The organism is Rhodopseudomonas palustris (assembly GCF_003226555.1).
GTDB classification, from domain to species: Bacteria; Pseudomonadota; Alphaproteobacteria; order Rhizobiales; family Xanthobacteraceae; genus Rhodopseudomonas; species Rhodopseudomonas palustris_I.
In genome coordinates, this window is sequence record NZ_QKQS01000013.1 from 552,627 (window position 1) to 566,008 (window position 13,382).

Below are 13,382 nucleotides of genomic sequence, written 5' to 3' on the forward strand. Positions count from 1 at the left end.
TGCTCTCTCCGTTCAGTCGCGGCTCACACCTGCGACAATCAGGCAAACTTCTTCTGGACTTCAGCCGACACGTTGGCCGGCGCTTCAGCGTAGTGGTCGAACTGCATGGTGAAGTTCGCCCGGCCCTGGCTCATCGAGCGCAGGTTGTTGACGTAGCCGAACATGTTCATCAGCGGCACCATCGCGTTGATCACGTTGGCGTTGCCGCGCATGTCCTGACCCTGGATCTGGCCACGCCGCGAGTTCAGGTCACCGATGACCGAACCGGTGTAGTCTTCCGGGGTCACCACTTCGACCTTCATGATCGGCTCGAGGAGAACCGACTTGCCCTTCTGCAGCGCTTCGCGGAACGCGGCACGCGAGGCGATTTCGAAGGCCAGCGCCGACGAGTCGACGTCGTGGTACTTACCGTCGACCAGCGTCACCTTGACGTCGACCACCGGGAAGCCGGCGACCACGCCCGACGACAGCACGCTCTCGATGCCCTTTTCGACACCGGGGATGTACTCCTTCGGCACCGCACCGCCGACGATCTTCGACTCGAACACGTAGCCACCGCCCGGCTCGTTCGGCTCGACGACGAAGCTGACCGCAGCGAACTGACCGGTACCGCCGGTCTGCTTCTTGTGGGTGTAGTCGACTTCGGCCTTCTTGGTGATGCGCTCACGGAACGCCACCTGCGGCGCGCCGATGTTGGCATCGACCTTGTAGGTGCGCTTCAGGATGTCGACCTTGATGTCGAGATGAAGTTCGCCCATGCCCTTCAGGATGGTCTGACCGGACTCGAGGTCGGTCGACACCCGGAACGACGGATCTTCGGCAGCCAGCTTCGCCAGCGCGATGCCGAGCTTTTCCTGGTCGGCCTTCGACTTCGGCTCGATCGCGATCTCGATCACCGGCTCCGGGAATTCCATCTTTTCGAGGATCACCGGGTTGGCGGGATCGCACAGCGTGTCGCCGGTGCGAGCTTCCTTCAGACCGGCCAGCGCGACGATGTCGCCGGCATAGGCTTCCTTGATGTCTTCGCGGTTGTTGGCGTGCATCAGCAGCATGCGGCCGATGCGCTCCTTCTTCTCGCGGGTCGAGTTCACCACGCCGGTGCCGCTCTGCAGAACGCCCGAATAGATGCGGCAGAAGGTGATGGTGCCGACGAACGGGTCGTCCATGATCTTGAACGCCAGCAGCGACAGCGGTTCCTTGTCGTCCGCCTTGCGCACGACTTCGTTGCCCTGATCGTCGGTGCCCTTGATCGCCGGCACGTCGAGCGGCGACGGCAGATAGTCGACCACGGCGTCGAGCAGCGGCTGCACGCCCTTGTTCTTGAACGCCGAGCCGCACAGCACCGGATAGAACGCGCCGGTCAGCACCGCCTTGCGCAGCAGCTTCTTCAGCGTCGCTTCGTCCGGCTCGTTGCCTTCGAGGTAAGCAGCCATCGCGTCGTCGTCGAGCTCGACGGCGGCTTCGATCATCTTCTCGCGATATTCCTTGGCCTGATCGAGCAGTTCGGCCGGAATTTCGACGTCCTCGAACTTGGCGCCGAGCGATTCATCGTTCCAAACGATGGCCTTCATGCGGACGAGATCGATCACGCCCTTGAAGTTGTTCTCCGAGCCGATCGGCAGCTGGATCGCAACCGGCTTGGCGCCGAGGCGGTCGATGATGTCCTGCAGGCACTTGAAGAAGTCGGCGCCGGTCTTGTCCATCTTGTTGGCGAAGACGATCCGCGGAACCTTGTACTTGTCGCCCTGACGCCACACGGTCTCGGTCTGCGGCTCGACGCCCTGGTTGGAGTCGAGAACGCACACGGCACCGTCGAGCACGCGCAGCGAACGCTCGACCTCGATGGTGAAGTCGACGTGGCCGGGAGTGTCGATGATGTTCAGGCGCTTGCCGTTCCAGAACGCGGTCGTGGCGGCCGACGTAATGGTGATGCCCCGCTCCTGCTCCTGCGTCATCCAGTCCATCGTCGCGGCACCTTCGTGCACTTCGCCGATCTTGTGGCTCTTGCCGGTGTAGAACAGGATGCGCTCGGTCGTCGTGGTCTTGCCGGCATCAATGTGGGCCATGATGCCGAAGTTGCGGTAGTCCTCGATGGCGTGAACGCGGGGCATAGCGTCTTCCTTGATTCCGTTGCTTTGCCGTTACCAGCGGTAGTGCGAGAACGCGCGGTTGGCTTCCGCCATCTTGTGCACGTCTTCACGCTTCTTCACCGCGTTGCCGCGGTTGTTGGAGGCGTCGAGCAGCTCGGCCGACAGACGCTCGGTCATGGTCTTTTCGTTGCGACCACGGGCGGCGGTGATCAGCCAGCGGATGCCCAGCGCCTGACGGCGGGTGCTGCGAACTTCGACCGGCACCTGATAGGTGGCGCCACCGACGCGGCGGGAACGGACCTCGATCGCCGGCATCACGTTCTCGAGCGCCTGCTCGAACACGCCGAGCGGCGGCTGCTTGGTCTTGGCCTCGATCAGATCGAACGCACCGTAGACGATGCCTTCGGCGACCGACTTCTTGCCGGCGTACATCACCGAGTTCATGAACTTGGTGACGATGATGTTCCCGAACTTCGGATCGGGCAGAACTTCGCGCTTTTCGGCTGCGTGACGACGGGACATGGATGCTCTCCCCGCTTACTTCGGACGCTTCGCGCCGTACTTCGAACGGCGCTGCTTACGGTTCTTGACGCCCTGGGTATCGAGGACGCCGCGGAGGATGTGGTAGCGCACGCCCGGCAAGTCCTTGACGCGGCCACCGCGGATCATGACCACCGAGTGCTCCTGCAGATTGTGACCCTCACCCGGAATGTAACCGATGACCTCGAAACCGTTGGTCAGGCGCACCTTGGCGACCTTACGCAGCGCCGAGTTCGGCTTCTTCGGCGTCGTGGTGTAGACGCGAGTGCACACGCCGCGCTTCTGCGGCGATTGCTGCAGGGCCGGAACCTTCTTGCGCGACTTCTGCACCACGCGCGGATTTGCGATCAGCTGGTTGATCGTCGGCATCTTCGCCTTCACCCTCAAGCTTCGCGCGAAACCGTCACTCGGCTTCGCAAATTCATTCGGAGCTACCCGCCCCAGCGGCCGCCCTGCCCGACCAGACCAATCGTCCGATCACGCAAAGCGAAATCGCGCCAGCCGCCCATCTCTGAGCGGAAAGCGCTTCCACGCAACAGAGGACCGCAGCAAAGACCGGGCAGCTTCCACTGACCGGTTCCTACCGAGGTCATGCTTCCAAAACCGTCCTTACCGAGAAAGACCTCGAAAGAACGCTCAATGTCCTGGCATTGCCTGGCTTATGTCGACAGCGTTTGAGCGTCTTGGGTCGAGGGTGGTGCCCGTAAGTCCTTGAAAGGACGGCCCGGGTTTTCCGTTCCGACGTTGGCGACGCTCACCGCCTGTCTTGAAGTGGGCGGGTTGTATCGGTGGACCACCCCTAAGTCAAGGCAAAACCGCCGTTTGATGACGGTTCGGCGACGACTTTCGGCGCCTGCCCCGACCGGCGTGAAATGCCGATGGAATGGGGCGTTGTTGCGTCCCGGTTCGGCCGCAGCGGAGGTCCGTTTTCGGACTCCGGAGCCCGCTCGCGAGGGCCGGATCGGCACTTTGCGCGGCGAGATTCATAGAATCGTCAGCGACCGCCCGGGCGAATCCGCCTCCGACTCCGGGGGATTCGCCCCGTCCGGCCGTCTCGATTCGGCACAAGCCGGCGCCGTCGCCTCGCCGCCGCGCCTTACGGTACCCCAGCACACAATCGAAGCCGACCCATTCGACCAAGGCCCGCCGCCCGGTTCAAGGACGACCGTGCCCAGCATCGGCGCGATCCACAGAAGCCGGACGATCCCGATTGCCGGCGGCGGAACCGCTGTGGCTAAGTGGCAGACGGGGCGACTTGATCGGCCGGCCGCAAGATGCGTTGGACAGAGATGGCGGGTTCGGGGCGAGATCGGGCGATGCGGCGACGCCGGAGGGCGGCGATCGCCGCAGTTGTCGTCTCGTTGCAGCTCCTCGCCCTGCCCGCCCGCGCGGCCAGCGGGGATGACGACGACGACGTCCCGGCCCAGACCTACCCCAACATCTACCTCGACCTCCGCACCAGCTACGGCCGCACTCCGGCCGGGGTGCTGTCGATCGGTTTCTCCAGCCCGACCATCGCCGTGCTGTCGCGCCTGCGCGAGCTGGCGGCGCTGCCGCCGCTGCAGGTGCCGACGCTGCCGGCGAGCCAGAGCGCGGAACTCGACGTCCCGCTGACCATCGACGTCAACGACCGCGTCTCGCTGTATGGCGGCTTCAGCGCCACCACCAGCAACGGCGGATCGGGCTGGAGCTCGGTCGACATCACCAGTTGGAACGTCGGCGTCCAGGCCGACCTCTATCGCCAGGACGGCGGATCGCTGCCGACGCTGACGCTGCAGACCACCCTCACCCGCTCGGTGCCGAGCGGGCCGCTCGCCACCACTTCGCTCAACACCGTGCTCGAAGCATCCTACGCGTTCGACGCCGACGAGACCCGCGGCGTTCTGGCCGGCGTGCAATTCACCACCACGGCGATCGACGCCGACCGCGCCGAAATCCATCCGAACACGGTCGGCTGGCTCGGCGGTTATTATCAGTGGGACAGCAACTGGAAGCTCACGGGGCGCGCCGGCCTGCAGTCGTTCGGCGGCGCCGAGCTGCTACGCTTCACCCCGATCTACGCCTTCACCCAGCCGATCCTGCGGATCGACCTCGACAAGATGGACGACAACGACAACCGCCGGTTCGGCATCACCGCGCAGGTGTCATGGACGCCGAAGCCGGCCTATCAGCTCACCGTGAGGACGCCGCTGTATCTGAGCAGCAAGTGACTCGGGCGCCGGCATAGCGCTCCGCCATGTAGCGGCCCGGCGACGTGCCGAGTGTCTTGCGGAACATGGTGACGAAGCTCGGAACGCTTTCGTAACCCAGATCGGCGGCGACCTGCTGGATCGAGGCGCCACCGGCCAGCCACTGCACCGCCAGCATCACGCCGAGCTGCTGGCGCCAGCGCCCGAAGCTCATGCTGGTCTCGCGGCTGATCAGCCGCCCCAGCGTCCGCCCGCTCAGGCCGACACGCGCCGCCCACTGCTCCAGCGAAGCACGGTCGGCGGGCGCGGCCATCATCCGCTCGGCCAAGGCGCGCAGCCGCGGATCGGACGGCATCGGCAAATGCAGATCTTCGATCCTGGCGGCTGCGATCTCGTCCAGCAATACCGCGATCAGTCGCGAACTGGCTCCGTCCTGATCGTACAGCAACGGCAGCCTGGCGGCCCGGAACAGCAGTTCGCGCAGCAGCGGTGTCACCGAGACGGTGCAGCAGCGCTGCGGCAGTCCCACATCGATGCCGGCGGCGACGAACGCGGCATAGCCTTCAAGCCTGCCGGTTGCGGTGATCGCATGCAGCGTGCCGCCTGGGATCCAGACCGCGCTACGCGGCGGCACGATCCACAATCCGCCGTCCACCCGGCAACTCAGTGCACCGCGCTGCACCAAAAGGACCTGCGCCTTGGCATGGCAGTGCTTGTCGAGTTCGAACGAACCGATCGTCTCCGACGCCATACCATAGGCCACGACCGGGCGCGCGACCTCGTCGGGTTCGGTCCAGTCGGACTCAGTGGAGCTGTCGGTGAGAATGGGCATGGGCCAGCCTACCGCGCGGCTTGGCGTGAATGGATAACAATCTGTCTAAGCTGCGTAATGACGCCAACGCCGCCTCCCTTTACTCACCCGGACAGCTGAGGCCGAACCGGTCTCGGTCTACCGAAAGGGACTTGCATGACATCGCTGAGCAGCAAGCGCATCGCAGAGACGCTCGACAAACTCCACGCCGAGGCCGAGGCCGCGGATCATGATTTCGGGGTCGAGTTCATGGCGCGGTTGGAAGCGTCAGGGACTTCGGTCGAGGAAGCGGTGAGCGAGCTGATCGCCACCGAACGGGCGGATTACCGGGCGGCATATCGCGATCACGCCGAGCACTTCCTGGCGGTGTCGCCGGCCTACGGGCGCCTTCTATATGCGATCACGCGCGCCCGCAGGGCGACCCGGATCGTCGAGTTCGGCACATCGATGGGAATATCGACCATCTACCTCGCGGCTGCGCTACGCGACAATGGCGGCGGCCGGCTGATCGGCTCCGAGATCGAGCCCACCAAGGTCGCGCGAGCGCGGGCTCACCTCGACGCGGCGGGGCTGGCCGACCTGGTGGAGATCCGCGAAGGCGATGCACTCGACACGCTGAAAGATGTCGGCGGCGACGTCGATGTTCTCTCGATCGACGGCGCGTTCTCGCTGTACCTGCCGGTACTCAAACTGATCGAGCCGCGGCTGGCACCCGGCGCCGTCATCCTCGGCGAGAACGCCTTTGCGCAGGACTATCTCGATTACGTCCGCGCGCCCGCCAACGGCTATTTCTCCCGCTCCCTCGACATCGACGAAGGCCGCGGCAACGAATTCACCGTGCGGATCGGATGACCCCGACCGGCAGGTCGCCAGACTCTGAACGCCGCGCGGCTCAGCTTCGCGGCGATGGGCGACGGCGCGGGGAGCGAGCGACATCGGCGCGGAACTGCCGGCGCGATCGCTAACCGCCTCGCCACCCATCAGGCCGTTCGGCGAGCGTGAAGACGAATGGACCGTCCTCCCGCTATCCAACAGCCCGCCGCTTTGCACCCGCATTCGGAAGCAGCGCCATCAGGGCTTGCAGCGGCGAACTCGGGTCGCCGGACCAGACCAGATGCGTCCGGTTCTTGCGCAGCTTGGCCGGCAGCGGGTGGCGATCCACCGCCGTGCCCAAAGCGGCGTGATCGAGCACGCCTGTCGGCACGATGGCGATGCCGGAGCCCGCCGCCACGCAGGCGACGATGGCGTGATAGGAGCCGAGATCGAGAATACGATCTGGCGACACACCCTCGGACGCCAGCCACTCCATCAGGCGCCGCCGGTAGGAGCAGCCGTGAGGAAACGCCACCACGGTCTTGCCCCCGAGATCCGCGGAGCGGCGCAGCGCGCGGTCGCCCTTGGCGGTGATCAGCACCAGTTCTTCCTCGAACGCGGCGACCGAGGCGAAGCGTCCCGGCTCGAACGGCTCGGAGACGAAGGCGGCGTCGATCTCGAACCGCTCCAACTGCCGAAGCAGCGCGCCGGTGGTGTCGGTCGTCATCTGGATCGCGATGTCGGGATAACGCGCATGAAACCGCGACAGCAGCGGCGGCAGCCGCACCCCGGCGGCGCTTTCCAACGACCCCAGCCGCAGCACGCCCCTCGCCTTCCCGCTGCGCAACTCCTGCTCGGCGGCATCGGCCAACCGCAGCAGACGTTCGGCGTGGCTTAGCAGGGTGCGGCCGACATCGGTGAGAACCAGACCGCGCCCCTGCCGGCGAAACAGGCTGTGCCCGATCCGCTCCTCGAATTGCTTGATGCGGGTGGTGACGTTGGACGGCACCCGGTGCAGCCGGTCCGCCGCGCGGGTGACCCCGCCCTCCCTGACGACGGCGCGGAAGATCTCGAGGTCGTCGAGGTCCATCATTCTCATATCGAGAACGGTAGTTCAGAATAATTCATTTTTCAACGCAGGCCGGATTTGCTGTTGTCGACGCCTCGCTTGTTCCGATCGGACGACTTGATGCACCGCACTTCCGCCGAAGCCGCCGACCTTCATCCACCGACCTGGCTGATCGTCGCGAGCGGCGTCGTGGCGCTCGCTGCCGCGATGGGGATCGGCCGGTTCGCGTTCACGCCGCTATTGCCGCTGATGATGCGCGACGGCACTTTGAATGCCGCCGCCGGCGCCGAATGGGCGGCCGCGAACTACGCCGGCTACCTGGCGGGCGCGCTGACCGCCTCGATCTTTGCCGGCCATCCGCAGCGCGGCTTGCGCCTGTCCCTGGTCGGCATCGTGCTGTCGACGATGGCGCCCGCGTGGATCGATCGCAGCTCGATGGAGCTCTTTGGCGCCGTGCTGCGCGCCGTGTCCGGGGTCTGCAGCGCATGGGCGCTGGTGTGCGCCAGCAGCTGGTGTCTCACCGAACTGGCGCGGCGCCACACGCCGCAGCTCGGCGCCTGGATCTATTGCGGCGTCGGCCTCGGCATTGCGCTGGCCGGAACGATCGCCTGGCTCGGCGGGCAGCAGACGGCTTCCGCGCTGTGGCTCGAACTCGGAACGATCACGGCCGTCGGCACGATCATCGTCGCCGGCGGCCTCGGACGCCGGACCAGCCCGCCGCCGCCGGCAGTCACGCCTCCGCACGCGCGCGTGGCGACAAAGGGTGCGGATCGTGAGTGGGGCGTCGTGGTGTGTTACGGCGCATTCGGCTTCGGCTACATCATTCCGGCCACCTTCCTTCCGGCGATGGCGCGGGAACTGACGGCGGATCCGCTGGTGTTCGGCATCACTTGGCCGTTGTTCGGGCTGGCCGCCGCGGTGTCGGTGGCGCTCGCGGCTCATCGGCTCCACGGCTGGCCGCGGCGGCGGGTTTGGGCGCTGGCGCAAGGGACGATGGCGCTCGGCACGGCGCTGCCGTTGATCAGCCACGCGCTGTGGTCTCTCGCAGTCTCCGCAGTGCTGGTGGGCGGCACCTTCATGGTCGCGACGATGGCCGGACTGCAGCTTGCCCGCGAGCTGTGTCCCGCCAATCCGACGCCGCTGCTGGCGCGGATGACGGTGGCGTTCGCCGTGGGACAAATCATCGGGCCGGTCGTCATTCGCCTGCTCGGCACCGGCACCTGGGCCGGCTGGGACAGCATGGCCTGGGCCAGCGCGACCTCCACCCTGCTGCTGGCGATCAGCACAGCCTGGCTCTGTCGGGATGTCCAGCCGACCGCCTGACTGAGCTGCTGCTATCCGTTTCGCTTTCGAGCCGGCACGCGCGACTGCTACGCCACCGCTAATTCCACCCGCCTCGGCGGGAACGGCCGGAACGTCGCCAAGATCAGCATCGCGGCGAGGCCCATGCCGCAGGAGGCGACATACATCGGCGCGTAGCTGCCATAGGAATCGTAGATCAGCCCGCCGAGCACGGGGCCGGTCGACATGCCGAGGCTGCCGGCCATCGCGGTGCCGCCGACGATCGTGCCCATCATCCGCAGCGGAAAATTCTCACGGATGATCACGGCATAAAGCGGCATGGTGCCGGCGTAGATGAAGCCGACCGCGACGGCGACGGCGTAGAAGCCGCCGAGCCCGCCGACGAAGGCGTAGGCCAGCACCCCGAACGCCTGCGCGAGCAGGCCGATCACCAGCACGCGCTGCGCGCCGAAGCGGTCGCCGGCCAGGCCGAAGCCGATCCGGCCGAACATCCCGGCCAGTCCCTCGACGCTATAGATCGAGGTCGCGGCGATCATCGGGATGCCGCAGGTCACCGCGTAGCTGACGGTGTGGAAGATCGGGCCGGAATGGGTCGCACAGCAGAAGAAGTTGGCCAGCATCAGGGTGACGAATTGCGGCGAGCGCACCGCCTGCCCCACCGTCATCTCGTCCGCCGAATCCACCGCCGCCGCAGCGCCGCCCGCTTCCAGCGCCGGCGGCCGCCGCACCAGCAGCGCCGCAGGAATCATCAGCGCGGCGACCACTGCAGCGATGATCAGCATCGCGCCCCGCCAGTCGTGGATCGTCACGAGCCATGCCGCCAGCGGCGCCATCGTCAGCGGCGCCATCCCCATGCCGGCGGAGACCAATGACACCGCAAGGCCGCGCCCGGTGTCGAACCAGCCGGTGACGCAGGCCATCATCGGCGCGAACACGGCGGCAGTGGCGGCGCCGACCAGTACGCCGAACAGCAGTTGGAATTCGATCAACGACGTCGCGCGGCTGGCGAGCGCGAGGCTGGCCGCAAGCACCACCGATCCGGTCAGCACGACGGGGCGCGGCCCGTACCTGTCCGACAGATTGCCCCACAACATGCTGGCGGCCGCCATCGCCAGGAAGCCGATCGTCATCGCGGTCGAGATGCCGGTGACCGACCAGCCGGTGTCCTGAGACATCGGCCTGATCAGCACCGGCAGCGAGAACATCGCGCCGGCCGCCACGCAGCCGAGCACGCCGCCGGCCGCAACGATCACCCAACGATAGGACTGGTTCATGGTCGTTTCCATGTCGTGCAGAGCCTTTGTCGCGTCATTGCGAGGAACGAAGCAACGCAGCAATCCAGCTTGCGCGCGAAGCTGGGTTGCTTCGCTTCGCAAGGGCGGTGAAAGACTTCCGCCGCGATCAAGCCGCCGCGGGCAACGTGTTGATCATCCAGGGAATGCCGAAGCGATCAATCAGCGAGCCGTATCCCGGCGACCAGAAGGTCTCGCCGAACGGCATCATCGGCTTGCCGCCCTCGGACAATTGCTCATACCAGCGCTGCGCCTCGGCCTTGTCCTCCGTGTGCAGCGTGACGTCGAACCCGTTCTTCGGCTTGTCGACGTTCGGAGCCCAGCCGGTGTCCATATCGGCGCCCATCAGCGCCTGATCGCCGACCTCGAGCCAGCAATGCATCAACCAGGACTTGTACTTCGGATCGGTGACCGGCATGTCCGGCGGCGCGTCGCTATAGGGGAAGGCCGCAGTGATCTTGCCGCCCAGCACTTTTGCGTAGAACTCGAACGCCTCACGGCACTGCCCCTGGAAGCTCAGGCTGGTCACGATCTTCATGCAGTTTTCCTCTCCTGTGCGCCCGGCGACGCGCGATCGCACGAGCGCGCTTGAACACCGGTCATTAGGTTGATATCAACGTATATTGCCTTCGCTTGTCAAGAGCCGTTCTCAATGCGTCCGTCAGCCGAACCGAGTTTTGAAACCACGCTGCTGGTGCGCGACAGCTGCCTGTGCCTGCACGCCCAGCGCGCCGCGCGGGCGCTGGCGCGGCGGTTCGACCTCGCGCTGAAGCCGGCGGGGCTCACCAGCGGTCAGTTCTCGCTGCTGATGTCGCTCAACCGGCCGCAGCCCGCCCCGCTCGGCAGCGTCGCCGCGCTACTGGCCATGGACCGGACGACGCTGACGGCGAACCTAAAGCCGCTGGAGCGGCGCAATCTGCTCGAAGTGCTGATTGATCCGGCGGACCGGCGCGCCAGGCTGCTGCGGTTGACGCCCACGGGGCGCAAGACACTGGCCGCGGCAGTCCCGATCTGGCGCAAGCTGCACGCCGAGATCGAAGCGGATCTCATCGATGCCGACGGCGTACGGGCCGAACTCAACCGGCTCGGCCGCCTTGCTGACTGACGTCCCGCTATTCACTCATCGTCGTCATCATCGTCGTCATCATCGCCGGCGCCGTGACGCTTCTGGTCGTCCCACAGCTTGCGATAGACGCCGTTCTTGGCGAGCAGCTCCTGGTGCGAGCCGCGTTCGATCGCCTGGCCGTTGGAGATGACGACGATCTCGTCCATATCGACCACCGAGGTCAGGCGGTGGGTCGAGAAGATCATGGTGCGGCCGCGCGCCAGCTTCATCAGCGTCTTGTTGATCGCCGCTTCGGTGGTCTGGTCGAGCGCCGAGGTCGCCTCGTCGAGCAGCAGCACCGACGGATCGCGGACGATGGCGCGAGCGATCGCGATGCGCTGGCGCTGGCCGCCTGACAGCGTGTCGCCGCGCTCGCCGACCACGGTGTCGTATTTCTCCGGCAGGCTCATGATGAAGCGGTGGATCTCCGCTTTCTTGGCCGCCTGCACCACCTCCGCGTCGGTGGCGCCTTCCTTGCCGAGCCGGATGTTGTCGCGGATCGACATGTTGAACAGCATGTTCTCCTGGAACACCACCGCCATGCTCCGCCGCAGCGAGTCCAGCGTCACGCTGCGGATGTCGACGCCGTCGATCGAGACCCGCCCCTCGGTCGGGTCGTACAACCGCAGCACCATGTTGAGCAGCGTGCTCTTGCCCGATCCGCTCGGGCCGACGATCGCGATGGTCTTGCCAGCCTTCAGCTTGAGGCTGAGACTATCGATCACCGGCCGCTCGGCGCCCTCGTAGGCGAACGACACCCGCTCGAACGCGATGTTGTCGACGATCCGCGGCAGCTCGGCGGAGCCCGGCTTGTCGGAGATCGGGGTCTTCTCGTCGAGCAGTTCCTGCATGTGGCGCACCGCGGCGGCCGCCTGGATCGACACCGGGATGAACTGCATCAGATGGGAGATGTTGTACGACACCTCCCAGAACGCGCTCTCGAAGGTGACGAAAGTGCCGACGGTGATCTGGCCGGTGGTCGCCAGATACGCGCCGAGCGCCAGCACCAAGAGATGCAGCATCAACACTGAGACGGTAACGCTGCGTTCGACCATCGAGGTCAGGAAGGTGGCCTGCGCCATCTTCTGCCGCGTCGCCTGATTGCGCAGCGAGAAGAAGCCGAACATCTTGCGCTGCAGGCTGAACGCCTTGACCACCGCCTGGGCGCCGACATTTTCCTGAACCAGGCCGAGCACGCCGGCCTCCTGCACCTTCTGCTCGTAGTTCGCCTGCACCGCTTTCGGTGTCAGGATCCGCGGGCCGATCAGGGTGATCGGAAAGATCAACAGCGCCACAACGGCGAGCTGCCAGTTCAGGAACAGCATCAGGATGATGCCGGCGATCAGCTCGAGGAACGGCAGCAGCGCGGTGTTGGCGAGGATTTCCACCACGCTTTCGAACGCCGCCATGTCGATCGAGAACCGCGACAGGATCTCGCCGCGCTTGGTGCGGGCGAAATAGCCGGCCGGCAGGCGCTGGACGTGCTCGAACAGCCTGGTGCGGACGTCGGCGACCACGCTTGCGGCGAGCCGCGCGTCCCAGCGCTCGTACCACACCGCGACGATCGAAGTGATAATGCCGGCGACGCCGAGGATCGACAGGATCTTGTAGAGCTCGTGGAAATCCTCCTCGCCGAGCGCGTCGTCGATCAGGAACTTGAGGCTGAGCGGCATGATGACGTTGAACAGCGTCTCGACGACCACGCCGAACACCACGAACGCCAGCATCTTCTTGTAGTTGACCACGACCGGCCGGATGAAACCGGCGATCGTCGCGAACGCGCCGGCGGCCTCGCGGGCGGTGAAGACGACGAGTTCCTCGTCGTCGTCATCGTCCTCCTCGTCGTCCTCTGCCTCGTCGTCGTCATCATCGTCGGCGGCATCTTTGCCGCCCGGCAAAGGAACTGCGGGAGTCTTGTCGGCGATGAGCTGTTTCACCGGCGGCTTGGTGGTCGGCACCATCGGCGCCGCGGCGCCGACCGGCAGCGCAAACTTCTCGTCCAGCGGCGAAACCGGCGCGGCACCTTCAGAGCCGGAGGCTGGGCCGCCGGGAGACGAACCGGCGGTCTCGGAGTCGGCAGGCGGCGTCGCGGCAGCCTTGTCGGCCGGCGCCGGGTCCGGAGTAGCAGGAGGATTGGGCTTGCGCGCCATGACTCGAAAACCGTTGGGGGC

At 66.0% G+C, this 13,382-nt stretch carries 12 protein-coding genes; 4 read left to right on the forward strand and 8 right to left on the reverse strand.

Translation table 11 applies throughout. The features are described 5' to 3' along the window. Window positions 1-38: 38 nt before the first annotated feature. Genes fusA through rpsL form a run of 3 tightly spaced genes read right to left on the reverse strand, consistent with a single transcriptional unit; the run spans window position 39 to window position 2,999 of the window. The gene (gene fusA, locus DNX69_RS10360) at window positions 39-2,111 is read right to left on the reverse strand and encodes an elongation factor G (RefSeq protein WP_110785884.1); all 2,073 of its coding nucleotides are present in this window, start codon (window positions 2,109-2,111) and stop codon (window positions 39-41) included. A 30-nt stretch (window positions 2,112-2,141) separates the two neighbouring features. Beyond that, complete coding sequence (gene rpsG, locus DNX69_RS10365; RefSeq protein WP_110785885.1) at window positions 2,142-2,612, reverse strand: 30S ribosomal protein S7; 471 nt, start codon at window positions 2,610-2,612, stop codon at window positions 2,142-2,144. Window positions 2,613-2,627: 15 nt separating this feature from the next. After that, window positions 2,628-2,999, reverse strand: coding sequence for a 30S ribosomal protein S12 (rpsL, locus tag DNX69_RS10370; protein ID WP_008969396.1), 372 nt, complete (start codon window positions 2,997-2,999; stop codon window positions 2,628-2,630). 947 nt (window positions 3,000-3,946) lie between these two features. Between rpsL and DNX69_RS10375 the strand changes: the two genes are divergently transcribed. Beyond that, the gene (locus DNX69_RS10375) at window positions 3,947-4,840 is read left to right on the forward strand and encodes a hypothetical protein (protein WP_165825221.1); all 894 of its coding nucleotides are present in this window, start codon (window positions 3,947-3,949) and stop codon (window positions 4,838-4,840) included. Here DNX69_RS10375 and DNX69_RS10380 read toward each other — a convergent pair. Next, window positions 4,803-5,651 (reverse strand): AraC family transcriptional regulator, encoded by an 849-nt coding sequence (locus DNX69_RS10380; protein ID WP_110785887.1) that lies wholly within the window; start codon window positions 5,649-5,651, stop codon window positions 4,803-4,805. The genes DNX69_RS10375 and DNX69_RS10380 overlap by 38 nt on opposite strands. A gap of 135 nt (window positions 5,652-5,786) precedes the next feature. Here DNX69_RS10380 and DNX69_RS10385 point away from each other — a divergent pair, with 135 nt between their 5' ends. After that, the gene (locus tag DNX69_RS10385; protein WP_110785888.1) at window positions 5,787-6,482 is read left to right on the forward strand and encodes an O-methyltransferase; all 696 of its coding nucleotides are present in this window, start codon (window positions 5,787-5,789) and stop codon (window positions 6,480-6,482) included. A 172-nt stretch (window positions 6,483-6,654) separates the two neighbouring features. On the opposite strand, the gene DNX69_RS10390 is transcribed toward DNX69_RS10385, so the two are convergent. Beyond that, the gene (locus DNX69_RS10390) at window positions 6,655-7,536 is read right to left on the reverse strand and encodes a LysR family transcriptional regulator (protein ID WP_234826915.1); all 882 of its coding nucleotides are present in this window, start codon (window positions 7,534-7,536) and stop codon (window positions 6,655-6,657) included. A gap of 96 nt (window positions 7,537-7,632) precedes the next feature. On the opposite strand from DNX69_RS10390, the gene DNX69_RS10395 reads away from it, so the two are divergent. Continuing rightward, complete coding sequence (locus tag DNX69_RS10395; protein WP_207803133.1) at window positions 7,633-8,835, forward strand: YbfB/YjiJ family MFS transporter; 1,203 nt, start codon at window positions 7,633-7,635, stop codon at window positions 8,833-8,835. A gap of 47 nt (window positions 8,836-8,882) precedes the next feature. Here the strand turns inward: DNX69_RS10395 and DNX69_RS10400 are convergent, their stop codons facing one another. Both DNX69_RS10400 and DNX69_RS10405 read right to left on the reverse strand, forming a co-directional pair. After that, window positions 8,883-10,088 (reverse strand): MFS transporter, encoded by a 1,206-nt coding sequence (locus DNX69_RS10400; protein ID WP_110786066.1) that lies wholly within the window; start codon window positions 10,086-10,088, stop codon window positions 8,883-8,885. 127 nt (window positions 10,089-10,215) lie between these two features. Then, entirely contained in the window at window positions 10,216-10,644 is a 429-nt protein-coding gene (locus tag DNX69_RS10405; protein ID WP_110785890.1) for a VOC family protein, read from the reverse strand. 114 nt (window positions 10,645-10,758) lie between these two features. On the opposite strand from DNX69_RS10405, the gene DNX69_RS10410 reads away from it, so the two are divergent. Further along, the gene (locus DNX69_RS10410) at window positions 10,759-11,211 is read left to right on the forward strand and encodes a MarR family winged helix-turn-helix transcriptional regulator (RefSeq protein WP_110785891.1); all 453 of its coding nucleotides are present in this window, start codon (window positions 10,759-10,761) and stop codon (window positions 11,209-11,211) included. An 11-nt stretch (window positions 11,212-11,222) separates the two neighbouring features. Here the strand turns inward: DNX69_RS10410 and DNX69_RS10415 are convergent, their stop codons facing one another. Continuing rightward, on the reverse strand, window positions 11,223-13,361 hold the full coding sequence (locus tag DNX69_RS10415; RefSeq protein ID WP_110785892.1) for an ABC transporter ATP-binding protein: 2,139 nt from the start codon (window positions 13,359-13,361) through the stop codon (window positions 11,223-11,225). Window positions 13,362-13,382 lie beyond the last annotated feature (21 nt).